Genomic DNA, 20,987 nt, shown 5'->3' with positions numbered 1-20,987 from the left:
TCAGGCCTCCCGGGTGGCAGGGCCCTGGCCGGAGGTGCCCGGCTCGGTGCCCGCGGGGGTGTCGGGTGCGGGACGGGAGCCGCCGGGTGTCCTCCGGCCGTACTCGGTCCCGCGGTCGGGGTGGGTCTCGGCGGCGCCGGCCCGCTCGGCGGGGGTGTCGGCGGCGGCGACGCGGGCGTCGGCGGCCTCCTCCTCCGGCGTCTGGCCGGTCCGGCCCGAGGGCGCGACCGTCTGCGCCGGCTCCCCGGCGTCGTCCGGCTGCGGCTCGGGGCCGGTCATCGGCGGGGCGGTCTCGCCGCGCTCGGCGGCCAGCCGGACGCCGGCCAGCGTCGGCTCCCACTGGCCCTCGGCGTCGACGGCGGCGCGCGCGGCCCCGGCGTCGGCGTGCTGGGAGAAGCCGGCCAGCTGGCGGGAGACGCCGCGGAAGTCGGTGAGCGGCGCGCCGCGGGTGGGGTGCGGCTTCTCGCCCCGGCGCAGGGCGGCGACCAGGGCGCGGGCGCTCTCGACGTCCTGCTGGTCGTAGAACTCGTAGTCGACGGTGACCACGGGCGCGTAGTCGCAGGCGGCCAGGCACTCGGCGTGCTCGAGGGTGACCGAGCCGTCGGCCGCCGTCTCGTCGTGGTGGACGCCGAGGTCCGCCGACAACGCGTCCATGATCCGCTGCCCGCCCAGGACGGCGCACAGCGTGTTGGTGCAGACGCTGACCAGGTGCCGGCCGGTCGGCCGGCGCTTGTACATCGTGTAGAAGGTCGCGACCGCGCCCACCTCGGCGCGGGTCAGGCCGAGCTCCTCGGCGCACAGCGCGATGCCCTCGGGGCTGACGTAGCCCTGGTAGCTCTGCACCAGGTGCAGCATCGGCAGCAGCGCCGAGCGCGGCTGCGGGTAGCGGGACGTGATCGCCCGCGCCTCGAGCCGGGTCTGCTCGGTCAGCGGCGGCAGGTCGGCCGGCGGCGGCTCGACCGGGCTGTCGACCAGCCCCGTCGTCGCCGCCCCCTCCGCCGACCCGGGAAGGGAACTCACCGGTCGACACCTCCCATCACCGGGTCGATCGAGGCGATCGCGGCGATGACGTCGGCGATCATGCCGCCCTCGCTCATCGCCGCGGTGGCCTGCAGGTTCACGAAGCTGGGGTCGCGCACGTGGACGCGCCACGGCCGGGTGCTGCCGTCGCTGACCACGTGGTAGCCGAGCTCCCCGCGGGGGGACTCGACCGGGACGTAGACCTGCCCGGCCGGCACCCGGAAGCCCTCGGTGACCAGCTTGAAGTGGTGGATCAGGGCCTCCATCGAGGTGCCCATGATGTGCCGGACGTGGTCGAGGGAGTTGCCCAGCCCGTCGGCGCCGAGCGACAGCTGCGCCGGCCAGGCGATCTTCTTGTCCTCGACCATGACCGGGCCGGGCTCGAGCCGGTCGAGGGCCTGCTCGACGATCTTCAGCGACTCGAACATCTCGGCCATGCGGACCAGGTAGCGGCCCCACGCGTCGGACGTGTCGGCCGTCGGCACCTCGAAGTCGTAGGTCTCGTAGCCGAGGTAGGGCTCCACCTTGCGCAGGTCCCACGGCAGCCCGGCGGCGCGCAGCACCGGGCCGGTGACGCCGAGGGCCACGCAGCCGGTGACGTCGAGGTAGCCGACGTCCTTGAGCCGGCGCTGCCAGATCGGCTGGCCGGTGAGCAGCCGGTGGTAGCCGGCCAGCCGCTCGGGCATGACCGCGAGCCACTCGCGGATCGAGTCCTCGACCCCGGGCGGCAGGTCCTGCGCCACCCCGCCGGGGCGGATGTAGGCGTGGTTCATCCGCAGCCCGGTGATCTCCTCGAGCAGGTCGAGGCACAGCTCCCGCTCGCGGAAGCCGTTGGTCATGCCGGTCAGCGCGCCGAGCTCCATCCCGCCGGTGGCCAGGCCCACCAGGTGCGAGGCGATCCGGTTGATCTCCATGACCAGCACGCGGATGGTCTGCGCGCGCTGCGGCACCTCGATGCCGAGCAGCTTCTCGACGGCCATGCAGTAGCCGGCCTCGTTGAACAGCGGGGACAGGTAGTCCATCCGTGTCACGAAGGTGGTGCCCTGCACCCAGTTGCGGTACTCGACGTTCTTCTCGATGCCGGTGTGCAGGTAGCCGATGACCACCCGCGCCTTGGTCACCGTCTCGCCCTCGAGGTCGAGGACCAGCCGCAGCACGCCGTGCGTCGAGGGGTGCTGGGGCCCCATGTTGACGACGAGGCGCTCCTCGCCGGAGAGGTCGACGCCGAGGGTCTGGTCCCAGTCGCCGCCGGTGACGGTGTAGACCCGGCCCTCGGTGGTCTCCCGGGAGCCGGCGTAGGGGTCGTAGGTGGTGCTCATCGGTAGGCCCGCCGGGTGTCAGGGGGCGGGATCGTGGCGCCGTGGTACTCCACGGGCACGCCGCCGAGGGGGTAGTCCTTGCGCTGGGGGTGGCCGTCCCAGTCGTCGGGCATGAGGATCCGGGTCAGCGCCGGATGCCCGTCGAAGACGACGCCGAACATGTCGTAGGTCTCCCGCTCGTGCCAGTCCGCCGTCGGGTACACCGACGTCACCGACGGCACGTGGGGGTCCTCCGCCGGCACGGCCACCTCCAGCCGGATCCGCCGCCGGTAGGTCATCGAGGTCAGGTGGTGGACGACGTGCAACCGGGGCCGGCCGGGGCCGGTGGCCGGGCCGCCGCTGTCGAGGTAGTCGACGCCGGAGACGCTGCTGCACAGCTCGAAGCGCAGCGCGTCGTCGTCGCGCAGCGCCCGCACCAGGGTGAGCAGGTGCTCGCGGGCGACGAAGTAGGTGATCTCGCCGCGGTCGACCAGCACCCGCCGCACGGCGGCCGCGTACGTGGCCTCGCCGACGGCCTCGGTGAGCGCGTCGGTCACCTCGTCGAACCAGCCGCCGTAGGGGCGCTCGGTGGAGTGCAGCGCCACCGCGCCGCCGGGCTCGACCCGGACCAGGCCGCCGAAGCCGGAGGTGTCCCCGCTGCCGGAGACGCCGAACGCCCCCTTGCGGAACCCGCCGCTCGGGGCGGCGACGCCCCGGCTGGCGTCGGCCCCGCTGCGGTCGCCCGGGCCGGTCACCGTGCGCCGCCGCGCTGCTCGGGCAGCAGGACGGCGTTGCCGCCGCGCCGCTCGATGAGGAACTGCCCGGCCCGGCCGGCCGCCGCGGCCTCCTCGTAGGCGCGCCGCGCCTCCTTGTCCACGCGCACGGTGGAGGGCATCTCGACCAGCAGGTCGCGGACGCGGCCCTCGGCGCGGTCGCGCTCGAGCTGCCGGGCGCGCCGCTCGCCGAGCGGCTCGTTCTGGATCTTGTGGTGGAGCTTGAGGATGGCGTCCATCAGCATCTCCGGGCGCGGCGGGCAGCCGGGCAGGTACATGTCGACGGGGACGACGTGGTCGACGCCCTGCACCACCGCGTAGTTGTTGAACATCCCGCCGGAGCTGGCGCACACGCCCATGGCGAGCACCCAGCGCGGCTCGGGCATCTGGTCGTAGATCTGCCGCAGGACCGGTGCCATCTTCTGGCTCACCCGGCCGGCGACGATCATCAGGTCGGCCTGGCGCGGGGAGGCGCGGAAGACCTCCATGCCGAAGCGCGCGAGGTCGTACCGGCCGGCGCCGGTGGCCATCATCTCGATGGCGCAGCAGGCCAGGCCGAAGGTGGCCGGCCACAACGAGGACTTCCGCGTCCAGTTGACCAGCTTCTCGACCGAGGTCAGCAGGAAGCCGCTGGGCAGCTTCTCCTCGAGACCCATCTCAGCTCCTCGCCGTCGGGGTCGTGACCGTCCGTCCCACTCTCAGTCCCAGTCCAGGCCGCCGCGGCGCCACACGTAGACGTAGGCGATGAAGACGGTGGCGATGAACACGGCCATCTCGACCAGGCCGAAGACGCCGAGCGCGTCGTTGGCGACGGCCCAGGGGTAGAGGAAGACGATCTCGATGTCGAAGACGATGAAGATCATCGCCGTCAGGTAGTACTTCACCGGGAACCGGCCGCCGTGCAGCGGCTGGTCGACCGGCTCGATGCCGCACTCGTAGGCCTCGAGCTTGGCCCGGTTGTAGCGGCGCGGGCCGACGAACGGCGCGACCGCCACCGAGAACAGCGCGAAGGCCGCGGCCAGCGCGAACAGGCCCACGATCGGGACGTAGGTCGAGAGCACCGGCGCCTCCCCTCACGTGCTCGTGCGCTTGTGAAAAACTTCACAAGGTCGTCGCCACGAGCCTATGCCGCGCGACTCGCGATCGGAAGCGCGGGGGGTGAGTGAGTTCACTTCCGGGGGTCACGGTCCGGTCACGGTCCGCGCCGCCGCACGGCTCACACGGACGGCGTCAGGCGGGTGAGCACCGCGACCACCCGGTCGAAGCGGTCGCCGTCGCGGCCGTCGGAGAGGTTGCCCATGAGCCGCAGCGCCGCGTTCACCATCGCCGGCCGCCGGAGCCCGTGCGCGGTGGCGAACCGGACCAGGCCCGGCCGGTCGAGCAGCGCGAGGAACGCCGTGCCGAGGCGGTGGTGGCGGCCGTACTCCTCCTGCAGCCGCCGCGGGTAGCGGCGCAGCACCGCCTCGCGGGCCGGACCCTCGGGTGCGGCGAGCGCCTCGACGGCGGTCTCGCCCGCCATCCGGCCGGTCTCCAGCGCGTAGCTGATCCCCTCGCCGTTGAACGGGTTGACCACCCCGGCGGTGTCGCCGGCCAGCAGCAGCCCGCGGGTGTAGGCGGGGCCGCGGGCCAGCGCCATGGGCAGGCCGGCGCCGCGCAGCGGGGTGACCGCGTGCTCCTCGCCCAGCTGCCACTCCGCGGGGAGCGTGGCCACCCAGCGGCGGAGCACGGAGCGGGCGTCGGCGTCCCCGCCGCGACGGGTGTCGAGCAGGCCGAAACCGACGTTGGCCGTGCCGTCGCCCATGCCGAACGACCAGCCGTAGCCGGGCATCGAGTCGGCGGTGGGGCCCTCGGCGGAGAGGTCGAAGGAGATGTCGAGGTAGGGGTCCTCGCCGCGCGGCGTCTCGGCGTAGCGGCGGACGGCGACGCCCAGCGGGCGGTCCTCGCGGCGGACCAGGCCGATGGCCTTGGCCAGCCGGCCCGAGAGCCCCTCGGCGGAGACCACCAGCGGCGCCCGCCAGGTGACCGGCTCCCGCTCCGGACCGGCCTGGGCGCGCACGCCCACGACCCGCCCGGCGTCGTCGAGCAGCGGGTCGGTGACCGTGACCTCCTGCTCGAGCCGGGCACCGGCGGCCACGGCGTGCGCGGCCAGCACCGGGTCGAGGTCCCGGCGCGCCCGGATGAGGCCGAAGTCGGGCCAGGAGGACAGCCGCGGCCAGTCGACCTCGACCACCTCTCCGCCGCCGAAGACCCGCAGGCCGCGGTGCCGGACCCAGCCGCCCGCCGGCGAGGTGTCGACGCCCATGTCGTCGAGCGCCTTGACCGCGCGGGGGGTGAGCCCGTCGCCGCAGACCTTCTCGCGCGGGAAGCGGGCCTTCTCCAGCAGCACCGCGTCGAGTCCGGCGGTGGCCAGCGCCCAGGCCGCCGCCGACCCCGCCGGGCCCGCGCCCACCACGACGACGTCGGCGCTGCCCCCGGCGGTCGGACTCGTCACGAGGTGTCCCCCTCGGTGCTCGGCTGCGGTCGGCGGCGACCTCCAGGCAGTGGAAGCTATCCGCACGTCCGGAGCCGGGGGACGTGCGGATGGCTTCCTATGCCTGACCCAGGGCCGCCCGGACCTCGTCGTCCGTGGTCTGGCCGAAGTCGTCGTACCAGCGCCCCACCGCGCCGAAGGGCTGCGGCGTGACCAGGCAGACGACCTCGTCGGCCTCCAACTCGGCGCACAGCGCCGGCGGGCCGACCGGCACGGCGACGACGACGGCGGCCGCGCCGGCCCCGCGGACGGCGGCCAGCGCCGCCCGCATCGTGGCGCCGGTGGCCAGGCCGTCGTCGACGAGGACCACGGTGCGCCCGGTCAGGACCGGCGGCGGGCGGTCGCCGCGGTAGGCCGACCGGCGGCGGTGCAGCTCGGCGAGCTCGGCGCGGTGGACCTCGGCGGCGGCCTCGCCGTCGACGTCGACCCGGGCCAGGACGGCCTCGACGCCGACGCTCTCCACCGCGTCGCCCACGGCGGCGATCGCGCCCATGGCCAGCTCGGGGCGCCGGGGCACGCCGAGCTTGCGGACGGCGACCACGTCGAGCTCCGCGCCGAGCGCCGCGGCGACCTCGGCGGCGACCAGCACGCCCCCGCGGGGCAGGCCCAGGACCAGCGCGTCCGGGCCGAGCGGCACGGCCGCGTCGCGGGCGGGGTCGGCCAGGCGCGCGCCGAGCCGCCGGCCGGCGTCGCGCCGGTCGGCGAACGGCGGCCCGTGCACCGCGCGGTCCGGTCAGACCGGCTGCGGGCCGGTCGGCGGCGGGGCGGTCGGGTCGGTGGGGCTCGGCTGCGGCAGCGGGGCCGGCGACGGCGGGGAGATCGGGTCGACCGGCGACGGCGAGGGGCCGGGCGGCTCGGGCATCGGCGTCGGTGTCGTCATGACCGGACGGTAGTCCGCGGTGCCGCCGTCCGGTCCTGGTCCGCTACGGGCGGCGGGCGCGGTGCAGGGCGACGATGCCGCCGGTGAGGTCGCGCCACTCGACGTCGGCCCACCCGGCGGCCCGGATGCGCGCGGCCAGCGCCGGCTGGTCGGGCCAGGCCCGGATCGACTCGGCCAGGTACACGTAGGCGTCGGGGTTGCTGCTCACCGCGCGCGCGATCCGCGGCAGCGCCCGCATCAGGTACTCGGTGTAGAGGGTGCGGAACGGGCGCCAGGTCGGGCTGGAGAACTCACAGACGACGAGCCGGCCGCCCGGGCGGACCACCCGGGCGAACTCGCGCAGGGCGGCGTCGGGATCGGCGACGTTGCGCAGCCCGAAGGAGATCACCAGCCCGTCGACGCTCGCGTCGGCCAGCGGCAGCGCCATCGCGTCGCCGGCGATCTTCGGGACCGGCCGGGCGGCGCCGGCGCGCAGCATGCCCTGGGAGAAGTCGCAGGCGATGGCGTGCACCCCGCCGGCGGCCAGCTCGACGGTGGACACCGCGGTGCCGGCGGCGACGTCGAGGACGACGTCGCCCGGCCGGGCGCCCAGCGCCTCGCGGGTGGCGCGCCGCCAGGCGGCGTCGCGGCCCCCGGAGAGCACGGTGTTGGTGAGGTCGTAGCGGCGCGCGACGCCGTCGAACATGGCCGCGACCTCGTGCGGCTGCTTGTCCAGCCCGGCCCGCCGTCCGGCGGTGTGCGCGCTGTCTCGCCGGTCCGCCACGGCGCCGACGCTACCGGGCTGCCTACGCTGGGGAGCGTGACAGCCGCGGCGGTGACCTCCCCGGACGCCGCCGCGCCCGCGGTCACCACGGTGGCGCTGCCCGACTCCCCCGACCTGCTGGGCCTGCTGCCCCGCGACGGCGCGCTGTCCTGGGTCCGCCGCGGCGAGGGGCTGGTGGGCTGGGGCGAGGCCGACCGGCTCGAGGTCTCCGGTCCCGGCGCGCTGGCCGAGGCGGCGGCCTGGTGGGCCGCGCGCAGCGCCGCGCTCGCGGTCGACGACGCGGTGGGCGTCCCCGGCTCGGGGCCGGTGGTCTTCGCCAGCGTCGCCTTCGACCCCGCGGCCGGGACGTCGGTGTTCGTGGTCCCGGAGGTCGTCGTCGGCCGGCGCGACGGGGTCACCTGGCTGACCACCACCGGCGACGCCGACCCCCGTGAGGTGCCAGCCGGCGACCCCGCTCCGCCGTCCGCCGCGCCCACCCGGCTGCGCTACGCCGACGGGGCCCTCGACCCCGCGTCCTGGTGCGGCGCGGTGGCCGCCGCCGTGCGCCGGATCGACGACGGCGACCTCGCCAAGGTGGTGCTCGCCCGCGACCTGCTGGTCACCGCCGACGTGCCGCTGGACGCCCGCCGGCTGCTCGACCGGCTCGCCGCGCGCTTCCCCGACTGCTGGACCTTCGCCGTCGACGGGCTGCTCGGCGCCACCCCCGAGCTGCTGCTGCGCCGCACCGGGCGGCAGCTGTCGGCGCGGGTGCTGGCCGGCACCGCCCCGCGGGGCGCGGGCGCCGACGACGAGCGGCTGGCCGCCGGGCTGATGAGCAGCGCCAAGGACCGCGCCGAGCACGCCCTCGCCGTCGACTCGCTGGTGCGGGCGCTCGACCCGTTCTGCACCGCCCTCTCGGTGCCGGAGGCCCCGTCGCTGCTGACGCTGGCGAACGTGCGGCACCTGGCCACCGACGTCACCGGCACGCAGCGGCGCTCGGGCGCGCGCGGCCGCGCCGGGCTGCTGGAGCTGGTCGAGGCGGTGCACCCGACCGCCGCGGTGGGCGGCACGCCGCCCGACGTGGCCACCGCGCTGATCGCCGAGCTCGAGGGCATGGACCGCGGCCGCTACGCCGGACCGGTCGGCTGGCTCGACGCCCGCGGCGACGGTGAGTTCGGCCTGGCCCTGCGCTGTGCCCGGCTCGGCGAGGACGACCCGTGCACCGCGCGGCTGTTCGCCGGGTGCGGCATCGTCGCGGGCTCCGACCCCGCGGCCGAGCTCGCCGAGACCCAGTCGAAGTTCGCCGCGTTCCAGGCCGCCCTGGAGAGCTGAGCCGGAAACGGGTCGGCGGCCGGCGTCCGGGCTGGTTGGGTGGCCCGGTGACCGCCGTCCCGACCATCGCCGGCGACCGCTCCCTCCCGTCGCCCTTCGACCACCCGCACGCCTCGGCGCGGGCGCGGGAGATCGCCGAGCAGGGGACGATCCTCCGCGCGCAGGTGGGGTCCGGCGTGCACGGCACGTCGGTGACGGGGCAGGACGACCGCGACGAGATGGGCATCTGCCTCGAGCCGCCCGAGTACGTCACCGGCACCGCGCGCGTGCCCGCCGGGCTCTCGACGCCGGTGACCGTGCCGTTCGAGCAGTACCACCGGCACACCGCGTGGGACCGCCCCGGCGGGCTCGCCAACCGGTCGGGCGCCGGCGACCTCGACGTCGTGGTGTACGCGGCGCGGAAGTGGGCGCGGCTGGCGCTGGGCGGCAACCCCACCGTCCTGCTGCTGCTGTTCGTGCCCGACGAGGAGGTCGTCGTCCGCGACGCCGCGGGCGCGGACCTGGTGGCGCACGCCGACCGGTTCGTCTCCCGCGTGGCCGCCGACCGCTTCCTCGGCTACCTGAGGGGCCAGCGGGCGGCGATGACCGGCGCAGCCGGCGCGCACACGAACCGCCCTGGACTCGTCGCCGCGCACGGGTTCGACGTCAAGTACGCGATGCACGCGCTGCGGCTGGGCATCCAGGGGGTGGAGTTGCTGACGACCGGCCGGATCACCCTGCCGGTGCCCGAGCCCCACCGCACGTACCTGCGGAGCATCCGCCGGGGCGAGGTACCGCTGGCCGAGGTGGTCGCCGCGGTCGACGACGCCGAGGCCCGGCTGCTGGCGCTGCGCGACAGCCCGGCGGTGCCGGCCGCGCCCGACCGCGCCTGGGTGGACGCGTGGCTGCACCGCTCGTACCTCGCCCACTGGACGGCTCGCGGCCGCTGACCGGTCCGACGACGAGGGCCCCGGCCGCTGGGCAGCGGCCGGGGCCCTCGTCGGGGGGTGAGGATCAGCCCACGTAGTTCACGTGCACGTGGTCGTGGTGGTTCGCGGTCACGCTGCCGCGGTCGGCCATCGCCTTCCACGCGCCGTCGGGCGAGGTCAGGATCCGCTGCTCCCAGATGACGTACTCGACGCCGAGCTCGTCCCAGTGGTCGACGTGGTACTGGGCGATGGCGTCACCGAGGGCGTTGTCGGTCATGACCATGTAGTCCAGCGCCAGGCCCGACGGGTGCCCGTTCGGGTCGACCGCGCTCCCGCGCGTACCGCCGAGGGTGATGTCGGCGGCGCCCGGCACGTTGCTCACGACGGCGTTCGCGGCGGCCTGCACGACCGCCTTGACCGGGCCGGCGCTGTTGGTGATCGACGCGATCGCGGAGGCGACCTGCGGGGCGACCTCGGCCAGCGGGGCCACCGCGGGCGCGGGGGCGGACTCGCCGGCGGAGGCGGTCGCGGCGGGGGCCTCCGGGGCCGGAGCGGCCTGGGCCGGGGCCGCGCCGCTGACGGCGAGCACCTGACCGGGGTAGATCCGGTTCGGGTTGCTGCCGATGACGTCGACGTTGCGCTCGTAGAGCTCGCGCCAGCCCTGCTGGTGGGCGGCGGCGATCTTCTTCACGGTGTCGCCCCAGCGGACGGTGTAGTCCTCGGTGGCGGCGTCGTCGGCGTGGTCGTGGGAGTGACCGGCCTCCGCGGCCGGGGCGGGTGCCTCGGCGGCGGGAGCGGGGGCGGCGGGCGCCTCGGCGGCGGCCGCGGTGGTGCCCTCGGTCAGGTACTTGCCGCAGCTCGGCCAGGCGCCGATGCCCTGGCCCTCGAGGACGCGCTCGGCGATCTCGATCTGCTGGGCCGGGGTGGCCAGGTCGGCGCGGGCGGCGAGCTCGGTGCCGCCGAAGCCGGCCCAGGTGGACTGGCTGAACTGCAGGCCACCGTAGTAGCCGTTGCCGGTGTTGATGCTCCAGTTGCCGCTGGACTCGCACTGGGCGACGTCGGTCCAGTCGTGGCTGGTGGAGGCGGAGGCCGGGGAGCTGAGGACGCCGAGACCGACGACGGTGGCGCCGGCGGCGACAGGGGCCCGGGCGATGACCTTCTTGGTGCGGACGTAGCGGGGTGCGCGGTGCTTGGGCATGGTGATGATCTCCCGATCACCGCCGGCGAGGTGAGCTGTCGGGTTCGGGCGATCGGTGCCCGGCCGCGGTCCGCGGCTTCACCCCGAGGCGCGTTCGGGTCCGGCCCCCGTGGGCCGTCGCGCGCCGGAAGTGGGTCCCCCACCCCTGCCCTGGGTGTTGGTGTGGACGACCGGTGGGCAGGGTTTGGCGGACCGGCGCCGCGCTCCGTTCTGCTGAGCGCAGCCAAAAAGCTACCTACGGTCATGGCAACTGTCGCTGTGTCGCCGGTCACACTGCGATTAGGAGGGGACACGTGGGGTAGCGCGTGACGCCGCCGTGACCAACCGACCGCCTGCGGCGCCGGCGGGCCGGGAGTGGGGAACGCGCTGGTCACCGGCGACTCGCCCCCCGGTCCGCGTGGTCCGGCGCGGCCCCGGCGACCGGCCCCCCGGGACCCTGCGGGCACGTCGCTCGTGATGGACGCCACGGGACGGACCGGTCCTCCACCGCCCGTCCCGCCCGGTCAGCCGAGGGCGTGGGCGGCGGCGTCCCGGAGCGCGACGGCGAGGTCGGCCTCGGCGCGCTGGTCGGTGCGGACGACGACGACCCGCGGCCCGCCCGCCGCCAGCGCGGCCGGCAGCTCGCCGGCCGAGGAGACCGCCGTCGCCGTCCAGCCCAGCGCCTGCGCGACCGCTGCCAGGTCGCGCCCGTGCGGCGTCCCGAACACCCGCCGGTAGTCGCGCGCGTACGCCGCCCGGCCGGGCTCGAGCTGGGCGAAGATCCCGCCGCCGTCGTTGTCCGGGACGACGAGCGTGAGGTCCGGACGCGGCTCGCCCTCGCCGGTGAGCAGGCCCTGCAGGTCGTGCAGGAACGTCAGGTCGCCCAGGAGCGCCACCGTCGGGCCGCCGTGCGCCAGCGCCGCCCCGACCGCGGTCGAGACGGTCCCGTCGATGCCGGCCACCCCGCGGTTGGCCAGCACGGCGACGTCGCCGCGCGGCACGGCGAGGCGGTCGACGTCGCGCACCGGCGTCGAGGAGCCGAGCACCAGCAGCGCCCCGGCCGGCAGCGCGGCGACGACGTCGCGGGCCAGGCGGGCGGCGGTGAGGCCCGGCGCCGCGTCGAGCAGCGCGTCGACGGCGGTCCCGACGCGGGCGGCGGCGTCGGACCACGCCCCGGCCCACGCCCCGGCCCGGTTCCCGGCCCGGCCGGGGTCCGACGGCGGCCCGGCGGGCGGGGCGGCCCGCGAGACCAGCGCGCTCGACCGGCCCGCGTCGGGCCAGCGCGGGGTCGCCGCGACCGTCTCGACCCGCACCCGCGGGTCGGCGAGCAGCGCCGACACCGGCCGCGACAGCGTGGGCCGGCCGACCACCACGACCCGCTCGGGCCGGTGCGTGTCCAGCCAGGCGGGGACGCCGAGCAGCAGCGCCCCGCCGCGGACGGCGTCGCCGGTCCACGCGCCGCCGCTGGGCTCGGCGACCACCGGCCAGCCCGAAGCAGCGGCCCCGGCGGCCCAGGCCCGGCCGGCCGCGGGTGGTCCGTCGCCGGCCACCACGAGGGTGCGCGGCCCGTCCCCGACCGGACCGGCCGGGACGGGCGCGGGCGCCCCGGCCGTCCACGGGGCACCGCCGGCGCGACCGGCCCACGGGCCATCGAGCGGGCCGGGCTCCCCGTCGGGCAGCAGCGGGTCCCGGAAGGACAGGTTCAGCTGCACGGGGCCGGGGTCGCCGGACAAGGCGCCGGTGGCCGACAGCAGCGCCCGCGACACCACCGAGCGCCAGTAGCGGTTCTGCGCGGCCTCCCGCCCGGCCTCGGGCACCCCGACGTCGGCCGCCCAGCGCACCGCGCCGCCGTAGAGGCCGGGCTGCTCGATCGTCTGGTTGGCACCGGTGGACCGCAGCTCCGGCGGCCGGTCGGCGGTGAGCGCGAGCAGCGGGACGCCGCTGACGTCGGCCTCGAGCACCGCGGCGTGCAGATGCGCGGTCGCCGTCCCGGAGGTGGTGAGCACCGGCACCGGGCGGCCGGAGGCGCGCGCCAGGCCGAGGGCGAGGAAGGAGGCGGTCCGCTCGTCGATGCGCACGTGCAGCCGCACGGCACCGGCCCGCTCGGCGGCGGCGAGCGCGAGCGCGACCGGGGCCGAGCGCGAGCCGGGGGCGAGGACGGCGTCGCGGACCCCGCCGCGGACCAGCTCGTCGACCAGCACGCGGGCCAGCGCGGTGGAGGGGTTCACGCGGCGAGCACCGCGGTGAGCCGCGCCGACCACCGGGCGGTCACGTCGTCCGGCGCGGCCACGGCGGCCCGCCGGTCGGGCACCACCGCCCGCACCGGCAGCGCGCCGTCGACGGGCACCAGCGGATCGCCGCTCACGTCGCCGTCGAGCAGCGCTGCGGTGGCCAGGCCGCAGGCGAAGGGCAGCTCGGGCAGCGCGGCGGCCAGCGCGACGCCCGCCGCGAGGCCCACCGAGGACTCCAGGGCCGAGGACACGACGCACGGCAGCCCGTGCGCCTCGGCGACCCGCAGCGCCGCGCGCACACCGCCCAGCGGCTGCACCTTGAGGACGACGACGTCGCAGGCCCCGCGCAGGTCGACCGCGAGCGGGTCGCCGGCGCGCCGGACGGCCTCGTCGGCGGCGATCCGGACGTCGATCCGCCGGCGCAGCGCGCACAGCTCGTCGAGCGTCGCGCACGGCTGCTCGACGTACTCGAGGCCGACCCGGTCGAGCTCCCGGATGCGGGCGGCCGCGGTGTCGACGTCCCAGGCGGCGTTGGCGTCGACCCGGAGCGCGCCGGACGGGCCGAGCGCGTCGCGGACGGCCTCCACGCGGGCGAGGTCGTCGGCCGGCGTCTGCCCGGGCTCGGCCACCTTGACCTTCGCCGTCCGGCAGCCCGACGCCACCACGATCGCGCGCGCCCGCTCGGGGCCCACCGCGGGCACGGTCACGTTCACCGGCACCGCGTCGCGCAGCGGCGCCGGCCAGCCGTGCAGCGCGGCCTCGGCGGCGGCCGGCCACCAGCGGCGGCTCTCGACGGTGCCGTAGTCCCAGAAGGGCGAGAACTCGCCCCAGCCGGCCGGGCCGCGCACCAGGACGCCGTCGCGCACGTCGATGCCGCGGAAGCGGGTGCGCATCGGCACCGACCACACCGCCGCCTCCTCGATCCCCGGCGGGAGGGCGGCGGTGATCACGCCCGCCAGCGTAGATCGCGCGCCTCGTACCCTGGTTCGACGTGCCCCGGCAGCTGACCGTCCTCCCCGCGCCGGACGATCCCGACGGCGTGCTGCGCACCGTGCTGCCCGCCGTCCGCGCGGCCCTCGACGGCGGTCCGCCGGTGGCCGTCCTCCCGTCGGGTCCCGCCGCCGCGGCCGCCCGCGCGGTCCTCGCGCCGGACGAGCCGCTGGAGGACGGCGCCGACGTCGTCGTCGTCACCTCCGGCTCCACCGGCGGCGGCCGCGGGGTGCTGCTGTCCGCGGCGGCGTTGCGGGCCTCGGCCGGCGCCACCGCCGACCGGCTCGGCGGACCCGGCGCCTGGCTGCTCGCGCTGCCGGTGTCGGCGGTCGCCGGGCTGCAGGTGCTGGTCCGGTCGGCCCTGGCCGGCACCGCGCCCACGGTCCTCGCGCCGGGCGAGCCCCTCGCCGCCGCGGTCGCGCGGATGCCCGCCGGCCGCCGGTACGCCTCGCTGGTGCCCACCCAGCTGCGCCGGTACCTCGACTCGGAGCCCGGCGCGCTGCGCGCCCTCGACGCCGTCCTGGTGGGCGGCGCGGCCACTGACCCCGCCCTGCTGGCCCGGGCCCGCCGGGAGGGCGTGGCCGTGGTGACCACCTACGGGATGACCGAGACGTGCGGCGGCTGCGTCTACGACGGCGTCCCGCTCGACGGTGTCCGGGTCCGGGTCGAGGACGACGGCGTCGCCATCGCCGGTCCCGTGCTGGCCCTGGGCTACCGCCGCGACCCGGGCGCGACGGCGGAGGCCTTCGCCGGCGGCTGGTTCCGCACCCGCGACGCGGGGTCGACCGGGCCGGACGGGCGGCTGACCGTCACCGGCCGGCTCGACGACGTGGTGGTCAGCGGCGGGGTGAACGTCGCGCCGCAGGCGGTCGAGGGCGTGCTGCGCGAGCACCCCGACGTCGCCGACGCCGTCGTCTTCGGCCGGCCCGACGAGGAGTGGGGGCAGCGGGTGGTGGCCGCCGTCGTCCCGGCCGCGGGGACCAGCCCGGACCTCGCGACGCTGCGGCCGTGGGTGGCGCAACGGCTCGGCAGGCCCAGCGCCCCGCGGGAGCTGCACCTGGTCGACGCGGTGCCCACCCTGCACACCGGCAAGCCCGACCGCCGCGGCCTGGCGGCCGCGCTGGCCGGCGGCCGCTGATGGCCACGCCCGCGCAGTGGGTGGCCGGCGCCCGGCCGCGCACCCTGCCCGCGGCGCTGGCGCCCGTGCTCGTCGGCACCGGCGCCGCCGCCGCGCTCGACGGGTTCCGGCCCGTGCCGGCGCTGCTGGCGCTGCTGGTCGCCCTCGCCCTGCAGGTGGCGGTGAACTACGCCAACGACCACTCCGACGGGAAGCGCGGCACCGACGCCGACCGGGTCGGCCCGATGCGGTTGGTGGGCTCGGGCGCCGCACCGGCTCGCCAGGTGCTCGCCGCCGCGCTGCTCGCCTTCGCCGTCGCGGGCGTCGCCGGGCTGGTCCTCGCCGCGCTGTCGAGCTGGTGGCTGGTCGCCGTCGGGGCGGTCTGCATCGCGGCCGCGTGGACCTACACCGGCGGCCCGCTGCCCTACGGCTACCGGGCGCTGGGCGAGGTGTTCGTCTTCGTGTTCTTCGGCCTGGTCGCCGTCGCGGGGACGACGTTCGCGCAGACCGGCCGGGTCGAGGGGCTGGCGCTGGCGGCCGCGGTGCCCGTCGGGCTGCTGTCGGTGGCGCTGCTGGTGGTCAACAACCTGCGCGACATCGCCGGGGACGCGGTCGTGGGCAAGCGGACGCTGGCGGTGCTGCTGGGCGACCGTGCCACCCGCCTGCTCTACGTCGGGCTGCTGGCCGGGGCGTTCGCCGTCGTCGTCGCGATCGGCGTCGTCCGGCCGTGGGCCCTGCTGGCGCTGCTGGCGGCCCCGCTGGCGGTGCCGCCGTCGCGGGTCGTGCTCTCGGGTGGCCGCGGGCCGGCGCTCATCGCGGCGCTGCAGGCCACCGGGCTGCTCACGCTGGCCACCGGGGTGCTGCTCGCCACCGGCCTCGCCCTGTCGGGCTGACCCTCTCCGCGGGTCAGGCGGCGTCGCCGGAGAGCCGGGCGCGGAACTCCTCCTTGGCGCGGCGCTTCTCCTCCGAGCGCATGACCAGCGCGACGCTGAGCTGCTCGCGGGAGCGGCGCAGCAGGAAGTACGACACCGGCATCGACAGCAGCAGGCCGAACAGCAGGCCCGACCAGAGGTCGAGGCCCACCATCCACAGCACCACGGTCAGCAGCGCGAAGACGGCCAGCCGCCCGATGGTGTGCACGAGCAGCCAGGGCAGCACCCTCGGCCGCACCGCGGGCCGCCCGTCCGGGCCCACCGGCGTGACCGGCGTGCGCTCCTGCTCAGCCATGACGGCCCTCCCACTTCGTCGACAGCACCACGGTGGTGCGGGTCCGGGCGACGCCCTCGATCCTGTTCAACGCGTTGATCGCCGCCTCCAGTGCCGGGATGTCGGTCACCCGCACCTTGAGCACGAAGGCCTCGCTGCCGGCCACCCGCCAGCAGTCCTCCACCTCGGGCATCGCGCGCAGCGCCGCCTCGACGCCGTTGTCGTCGACCGAGTCGCTCTCGATGACGCCGACCAGCGCGGTGACGTCGAGCCCGAGCGCGACGGGGTCGACGACCGCGCGGTAGCCGGTGATGGTCCCGGCCGCCTCGAGCTTGCCGACCCGCTCGTGCACCGCCGGGGCGGACAGGCCGACCTGGCGGGCGAGCTCGGCGTAGCTGGCCCGGCCGTTTGCGCGCAGCAGGTCGATCAGCTGCCGGTCGACGGCGTCGATGTCGGGCTCCATCCGGACGGGGCGGGGGTCTGCGCGGGCGCGCGTCCCGCGCGGCACCGCCAGTATCCCAGCGGTCGTACAGTGGCGGTGAGGCCCGATCCGAGGGGGTGCGCCAGGTGGCGTTCGTGGTGCTGCTGGTGGTCGCCGTGGCCGTGGTCGTGCTGGTCCTGCGGGCGACCGCCGCCGCCGGCGGTGCCGTGCGCCCGCCGCGGCCGGCCCGCCGCCCGCGCCCGTCGCGTGCCACCCGTCCGGTGGCTCCCGACGACGACCCGGAGTTCCTGCGCGAGCTCGGCCGCCGCGTCCGCCGCGACGACGGCTCCCCCGCCTGACCCTCGCGACGCCCCTCTCGCGCGCTTCCGCGGAAGTGCACGGCTCCTAGGCGGCGGAGCCGCCGAACACCCGCCGCCAGCCGCGCCGGGTCGGCGCCCCGAGCTCCGCCCCCGCCTCTGGACCTGCCTCGTCCGGTGCGACGTCCCCGGCCGCTCCGGCCCGGGGGACGTCGGGGACGGCGTCCATCCGGGCGGTCTCGCGGAGGACCTCGTCCAGGGACCCGGGCCAGCCCAGGCCGCCGCCGGTGGTGGTGTCCCCGGGCCAGCCCAGGCCGCTCTCGGTGCCCTCCTCGGTGCCCTCGTCGGCAGCGGAGGCGTGACGGGTGCCCGCGGCGGCGGGCTCCTGGCGGGCGAGTGCCGCGGCGACGATCGGGTCGGTCCCTGCGCCGTCGGCGGCGGTGTGCCTACCCACAGCAGCCTCCTGTGCGTGAGCCCCCCGTGCGTGCGGTCATGGCGTCAAGTGGAGCACGCGACCCCCGCCGTGGCCGTCCACACCCCCTGCAGGAGGGGTGGGAGGGGTCTGGGAGGTGGATGGGACGCGATTCAGTCGACCCCGCCATAGCTGTGCAGCCCGGTGGACACCATGTTCACGTACAGCAGGTTGAACACCATGACCGCCAGGCCGACGACGTTGACCCAGGCCGCGGGGCGGCCCCGCCAGCCGGCGGTCGTGCGGGCGTGCAGGTAGGCGGCGTAGACCACCCAGGCGATGAAGGCCCAGGTCTCCTTGGGGTCCCAGCCCCAGAAGCGGCCCCAGGCGCTCTCGGCCCAGATGGCACCGGCGATGACGGCGAAGGTCCAGATCGGGAAGCCGAAGACCGCGGTGCGGTGGGCGACCCGGTCCAGCGAGGCGGCCGACGGCATCCGGCCCACGATCCGGGCGTCGGAGACGTCGCCGCCGCGGGCCTCGTACCGCGAGCGCACCAGGTACAGGACGCTGGCGATGCCGCTGACGAAGAAGATGCCGAAGCCGAGGATCGCCGTCGTCACGTGCACGGCCAGCCAGCTCGACCGCAGCGCGGCCACCAGCGGGCCGCTCTCGACGTAGAGGAACAGCCCGATCGCGACCATGCTGAGCACCACCGGCGCCAGCACGAACAGGCCCAGGTGCCGCAGGCCGGGCGAGCGCAGCGCGAGCACCAGGAAGGCCACGACGGCGACGAGCACGACCGCGGTCGCGAACTCGTACATGTTGCCCCAGGGCAGCCGGTCGGTGGCCAGCCCGCGGGCGACGAGGACGCCGGTGTGGGTGAGCGCGCCGGCGGCGGTGAGCAGCATCGCCACCCGGCCCCAGCGGCGCACCGGCGCGGGGTCGTCGGACAGCGCGCCGGCCCGGGACGCCCCGCCCTCGGCCGGGCCGCCGGCGTCCCCGGCGGCGCCGGCGCCGACCAGTGCCTGCTCCCGGGCCGGGCGGCGGCCGAAGGCCAGCTGGGCACAGAAGGCGACGACGGCCAGCGAGTAGAGACCGACGCTGGTCGAGAACAGGGTGTCCGACAGGGCGGACAGCTGGTCGGCGGTCACGCGGGTGCGCCTCCGGTCTCCGGTGCGGCCCCGCCGTCGGGCGGGGTGCGGGTCACGTCGTGGGTCGGGGCACGGGCGGCGAGGACCGCCCGCAGGTCGTCGGTGAGGGCCGCGAACCGCGGCGCGCCGTCGCCGCTGCCACGGGTCAGCGCCCCGACGTCGAGCACGCTACCGCCGCTGGGCGCGGCGGTGGCGCGGGCGAAGAGGCGCTCGCGGCGCAGCAGCAGCATGCCCAGCAGGCCGGCCAGCACCGCGACGGCGGCGCCGAGCACCCACAGCTGGCCGGGGTCGTGCGAGAACTGCATCGCCGCGAACTGCGAGTAGCCGGTGAAGGTCACCGTCGTCCCGTCGGGCAGCGTCAGCGACTCCCCCACCGACAGGTTCGCCCGGCCGACCTCCGCCAGCCGGCCGCGCTCGATCTGCGAGGCGTCCAGGGAGTACACCGACTGCGGCAGCCCGGAGTCGAGGCCGAGGTAGCCCTGGAAGGCCACGATCGCGACCTGCGGTGCGAGGGGCCGGGGGTCGATGGAGGTGAGGATGCCGCCCTGCACCAGGCCGGTGGGGGCGAAGAAGCCCTGCAGCGCGAGCTGGTCCTCCGCCCCGGCGCCGAGGTCGGGGAGCTTGAGGGCGCCCTCGCTGGCCATCGTCGACTGCTCGGTGGGGAGGAACGGCGCGGAGACGTCGTCGAAGGCGGTGCCGTCGGGCAGCGTCACGGTGAACCGGGGGCTGAAGCCGTGGCCGGTCACGTAGACGCGGTCGCCGTCGACGCGCAGCGGGTCGTTGACGCCGATCGTCGTCGGCCGGCCCTCCTCGCCCGGCGCGCCGTAGGTGATGTCGGCGGTGAACGACGCGGCGGTGAGGTCCTCCTCGTACTCCGCGCGGAAGTCCTCGAGGCCGACGCACAGCGGGGTGAGGTCACCGCTGTCGACCAGCGCCCCGGCGGAGTAGGTGTCGTACTGCTGGAACGCGTTGCAGAACCGCTGGCCCTCGGTGACCAGGATGCTGCCCTCGTAGCCCCACAGCTTGCCCCCGGCCAGGCCGAGCAGCAGACCGACGAGGGCCAGGTGGAACACCAGGTTGCCGGTCTCCTTGAGCAACCCCTTCTCGGCCGAGAGCTCGGCGACGCCCCCGCGCTCGCGGCGGACGACGCGGTAGCGGCGCACCCGCAGCTCCTCCTCGACGGCGTCGAGGGCGTCGGCGGCCGGCAGCGGCGTGGGCAGCTGCGTGGAGTCGGGCAGCCGGGTCAGCCGGCGCGGCGCCGGGGGCGGCGGGGTGCGCAGCGCGCGGGCGTGCTCCAGGGCGCGCGGCAGCACGCAGCCGATGAGCGAGACGAACAGCAGCAGGTACACCGCGGCGAACCACGGCGAGCTGAAGACGTCGAACAGGTACAGCCGGTCCAGCAGCGGCGCGAGCGTCGGGTGGTCGGCGAAGTACTGGCCGACGGCGCTCTGCGACAGCGAGCGCTGCGGCAGCAGCGAGCCGGGGATGGCCGCGAGCGCGAGCAGGAACAGCAGCACGATCGCCGTGCGCATGGCGGTGAGCCGGCGCCACTGGCGCAGCGCGAACCCGCCGAGCCGGCGGGCGGCGGACGGGCGCGCGGGCGGCGGCGGGGCCGGGGCCTGCCGGGGCGGGGCGGTGGTGGTCACAGCGGCGACTCCCCCAGCCCGGTGACGGCCAGCCAGGAGCGCAGCCACGCCATCATCTCGGTCCAGGCCCCGGTCAGCAGCAGCAACCCGACCACGACCAGCACCGCGCCGCCGAAGCGGGTGACCGCACGGGCGTGCCGGCGCAGGAACGCCGTCGCCCCGACCGCCCAGCGGGCGCCGAGGGCGACGAGCACGAACGGGATCCCGAGCCCCAGGCAGTACGCCACCGACAGCAGCGCGCCGCGGCCGGCGGTGGCCTCGGTGTAGGCCAGCGAGTAGACCGCCGACAGCGTCGGGCCCAGGCACGGCGTCCAGCCCAGGCCGAAGACGACGCCGAGCAGCGGCGCGCCCGCGAGCCCGGCGGCCGGGCGCACCGAGAGCCGCGCGGTGCGCTGCAGGAACGGCAGCCGCCCGAGGAAGGCCAGGCCGACGACGATGACGACGACGCCCATGACGCGGGTGATGACGTCGTCGTACTGGACCAGCAGCCGGCCCAGGCCGCCGAAGGCGGTGCCCACGGCGACGAAGACCGCGGTGAAGCCGAGGACGAACAGCAGCGCGCCGAGCACCATCCGCCCGCGCGGGGAGCGCTCGTCGGTGCGGACGGCGGTGGCGGTGGCACCCGCGGTGGCACCCGCGGTGGCGCCGTCACCGGTCGGTGCCGGCGCGGTGGACCGCACCCCGCTGCCGACCAGACCGGTGACGTAGGACAGGTAGCCGGGCACCAGCGGCAGCACGCAGGGCGAGGCGAAGCTGACCAGCCCGACCAGCGCCGCGACGGCCGCGGCCACGAGCAGCGGGCCGTCGGTGACCAGCGCGGCGAACTCCTGCCCCAC

At 76.8% G+C, this 20,987-nt stretch carries 23 protein-coding genes and 1 riboswitch; of the genes, 5 read left to right on the top strand and 18 right to left on the bottom strand.

Going from position 1 to position 20,987, the window contains the following annotated elements:
- The 9 genes from nuoE to ACI79O_RS06055 form a co-directional block, all read right to left on the bottom strand.
- The gene (gene nuoE, locus ACI79O_RS06095; RefSeq protein ID WP_456913575.1) at nt 1-1,020 is read right to left on the bottom strand and encodes an NADH-quinone oxidoreductase subunit NuoE; all 1,020 of its coding nucleotides are present in this window, start codon (nt 1,018-1,020) and stop codon (nt 1-3) included.
- A complete protein-coding gene (locus ACI79O_RS06090; RefSeq protein WP_456874346.1) occupies nt 1,017-2,339 on the bottom strand; it encodes an NADH-quinone oxidoreductase subunit D in 1,323 nt (440 codons plus the stop codon). Before ACI79O_RS06090 ends, nuoE begins: the two co-directional genes overlap by 4 nt.
- A complete protein-coding gene (locus tag ACI79O_RS06085; RefSeq protein WP_456888723.1) occupies nt 2,336-3,073 on the bottom strand; it encodes an NADH-quinone oxidoreductase subunit C in 738 nt (245 codons plus the stop codon). The genes ACI79O_RS06090 and ACI79O_RS06085 overlap by 4 nt, the downstream gene beginning before the upstream one ends.
- The gene (locus ACI79O_RS06080; protein WP_456913574.1) at nt 3,070-3,747 is read right to left on the bottom strand and encodes a NuoB/complex I 20 kDa subunit family protein; all 678 of its coding nucleotides are present in this window, start codon (nt 3,745-3,747) and stop codon (nt 3,070-3,072) included. The genes ACI79O_RS06085 and ACI79O_RS06080 overlap by 4 nt, the downstream gene beginning before the upstream one ends.
- A gap of 42 nt (nt 3,748-3,789) precedes the next feature.
- The gene (locus tag ACI79O_RS06075; RefSeq protein ID WP_456888718.1) at nt 3,790-4,152 is read right to left on the bottom strand and encodes an NADH-quinone oxidoreductase subunit A; all 363 of its coding nucleotides are present in this window, start codon (nt 4,150-4,152) and stop codon (nt 3,790-3,792) included.
- Nucleotides 4,153-4,307: 155 nt separating this feature from the next.
- On the bottom strand, nt 4,308-5,582 hold the full coding sequence (locus tag ACI79O_RS06070; RefSeq protein ID WP_456913573.1) for a geranylgeranyl reductase family protein: 1,275 nt from the start codon (nt 5,580-5,582) through the stop codon (nt 4,308-4,310).
- Nucleotides 5,583-5,679: 97 nt separating this feature from the next.
- Nucleotides 5,680-6,342 carry a phosphoribosyltransferase gene (locus ACI79O_RS06065; RefSeq protein WP_456913572.1) on the bottom strand — a complete coding sequence of 221 codons (663 nt, stop codon included), beginning with the start codon at nt 6,340-6,342 and terminating at the stop codon, nt 5,680-5,682.
- Between the two features lie 12 nt (nt 6,343-6,354).
- Nucleotides 6,355-6,501 (bottom strand): hypothetical protein, encoded by a 147-nt coding sequence (locus ACI79O_RS06060; RefSeq protein ID WP_170149164.1) that lies wholly within the window; start codon nt 6,499-6,501, stop codon nt 6,355-6,357.
- Nucleotides 6,502-6,544: 43 nt separating this feature from the next.
- Entirely contained in the window at nt 6,545-7,264 is a 720-nt protein-coding gene (locus tag ACI79O_RS06055; protein ID WP_456888712.1) for a demethylmenaquinone methyltransferase, read from the bottom strand.
- A 36-nt stretch (nt 7,265-7,300) separates the two neighbouring features.
- Here ACI79O_RS06055 and ACI79O_RS06050 point away from each other — a divergent pair, with 36 nt between their 5' ends.
- Together ACI79O_RS06050 and ACI79O_RS06045 are read left to right on the top strand one after the other, a co-directional pair.
- The gene (locus ACI79O_RS06050) at nt 7,301-8,575 is read left to right on the top strand and encodes an isochorismate synthase (protein WP_456888711.1); all 1,275 of its coding nucleotides are present in this window, start codon (nt 7,301-7,303) and stop codon (nt 8,573-8,575) included.
- 47 nt (nt 8,576-8,622) lie between these two features.
- On the top strand, nt 8,623-9,504 hold the full coding sequence (locus ACI79O_RS06045) for a nucleotidyltransferase domain-containing protein (protein ID WP_456888710.1): 882 nt from the start codon (nt 8,623-8,625) through the stop codon (nt 9,502-9,504).
- A gap of 64 nt (nt 9,505-9,568) precedes the next feature.
- On the opposite strand, the gene ACI79O_RS06040 is transcribed toward ACI79O_RS06045, so the two are convergent.
- From ACI79O_RS06040 to ACI79O_RS06030, 3 genes are all read right to left on the bottom strand, one after another.
- Entirely contained in the window at nt 9,569-10,681 is a 1,113-nt protein-coding gene (locus ACI79O_RS06040; protein ID WP_456913571.1) for a transglycosylase family protein, read from the bottom strand.
- 4 nt (nt 10,682-10,685) lie between these two features.
- Nucleotides 10,686-10,854, bottom strand: a riboswitch (cyclic di-AMP (ydaO/yuaA leader).
- Nucleotides 10,855-11,184: 330 nt separating this feature from the next.
- Complete coding sequence (menD, locus tag ACI79O_RS06035) at nt 11,185-12,888, bottom strand: 2-succinyl-5-enolpyruvyl-6-hydroxy-3-cyclohexene-1-carboxylic-acid synthase (RefSeq protein ID WP_456913570.1); 1,704 nt, start codon at nt 12,886-12,888, stop codon at nt 11,185-11,187.
- On the bottom strand, nt 12,885-13,841 hold the full coding sequence (locus ACI79O_RS06030; protein ID WP_456888706.1) for an o-succinylbenzoate synthase: 957 nt from the start codon (nt 13,839-13,841) through the stop codon (nt 12,885-12,887). Before ACI79O_RS06030 ends, menD begins: the two co-directional genes overlap by 4 nt.
- A 41-nt stretch (nt 13,842-13,882) precedes the next feature.
- On the opposite strand from ACI79O_RS06030, the gene menE reads away from it, so the two are divergent.
- Together menE and ACI79O_RS06020 are read left to right on the top strand one after the other, a co-directional pair.
- Complete coding sequence (gene menE, locus ACI79O_RS06025) at nt 13,883-15,019, top strand: o-succinylbenzoate--CoA ligase (RefSeq protein ID WP_456888705.1); 1,137 nt, start codon at nt 13,883-13,885, stop codon at nt 15,017-15,019.
- Nucleotides 15,019-15,891 (top strand): 1,4-dihydroxy-2-naphthoate polyprenyltransferase, encoded by an 873-nt coding sequence (locus ACI79O_RS06020; RefSeq protein WP_456888704.1) that lies wholly within the window; start codon nt 15,019-15,021, stop codon nt 15,889-15,891. Before menE ends, ACI79O_RS06020 begins: the two co-directional genes overlap by 1 nt.
- 13 nt (nt 15,892-15,904) lie before the next feature.
- Here the strand turns inward: ACI79O_RS06020 and ACI79O_RS06015 are convergent, their stop codons facing one another.
- Nucleotides 15,905-16,225 (bottom strand): DUF4229 domain-containing protein, encoded by a 321-nt coding sequence (locus ACI79O_RS06015; RefSeq protein WP_456888703.1) that lies wholly within the window; start codon nt 16,223-16,225, stop codon nt 15,905-15,907.
- Nucleotides 16,218-16,667, bottom strand: coding sequence for an Lrp/AsnC family transcriptional regulator (locus ACI79O_RS06010; protein ID WP_456874361.1), 450 nt, complete (start codon nt 16,665-16,667; stop codon nt 16,218-16,220). Before ACI79O_RS06010 ends, ACI79O_RS06015 begins: the two co-directional genes overlap by 8 nt.
- 104 nt (nt 16,668-16,771) lie before the next feature.
- Here ACI79O_RS06010 and ACI79O_RS06005 point away from each other — a divergent pair, with 104 nt between their 5' ends.
- Nucleotides 16,772-16,984: a hypothetical protein gene (locus ACI79O_RS06005; RefSeq protein ID WP_456874362.1), complete on the top strand. Its 213-nt coding sequence runs from the start codon at nt 16,772-16,774 to the stop codon at nt 16,982-16,984.
- 46 nt (nt 16,985-17,030) lie between these two features.
- Here ACI79O_RS06005 and ACI79O_RS06000 read toward each other — a convergent pair whose 3' ends face one another.
- The 4 genes from ACI79O_RS06000 to ACI79O_RS05985 form a co-directional block, all read right to left on the bottom strand.
- Nucleotides 17,031-17,396, bottom strand: coding sequence for a hypothetical protein (locus tag ACI79O_RS06000; protein WP_456888702.1), 366 nt, complete (start codon nt 17,394-17,396; stop codon nt 17,031-17,033).
- A 131-nt stretch (nt 17,397-17,527) separates the two neighbouring features.
- The gene (ccsB, locus tag ACI79O_RS05995) at nt 17,528-18,505 is read right to left on the bottom strand and encodes a c-type cytochrome biogenesis protein CcsB (protein ID WP_456913569.1); all 978 of its coding nucleotides are present in this window, start codon (nt 18,503-18,505) and stop codon (nt 17,528-17,530) included.
- A complete protein-coding gene (gene resB / locus ACI79O_RS05990) occupies nt 18,502-20,151 on the bottom strand; it encodes a cytochrome c biogenesis protein ResB (RefSeq protein ID WP_456888700.1) in 1,650 nt (549 codons plus the stop codon). Before resB ends, ccsB begins: the two co-directional genes overlap by 4 nt.
- A complete protein-coding gene (locus ACI79O_RS05985; protein ID WP_456888698.1) occupies nt 20,148-20,987 on the bottom strand; it encodes a cytochrome c biogenesis CcdA family protein in 840 nt (279 codons plus the stop codon). Before ACI79O_RS05985 ends, resB begins: the two co-directional genes overlap by 4 nt.

The sequence above is a fragment of the Geodermatophilus sp. SYSU D00696 genome (genome assembly GCF_054050235.1).
Note: the sequence above shows the minus strand (reverse complement) of the source record. Positions and strands in the feature narration are given on the sequence as shown.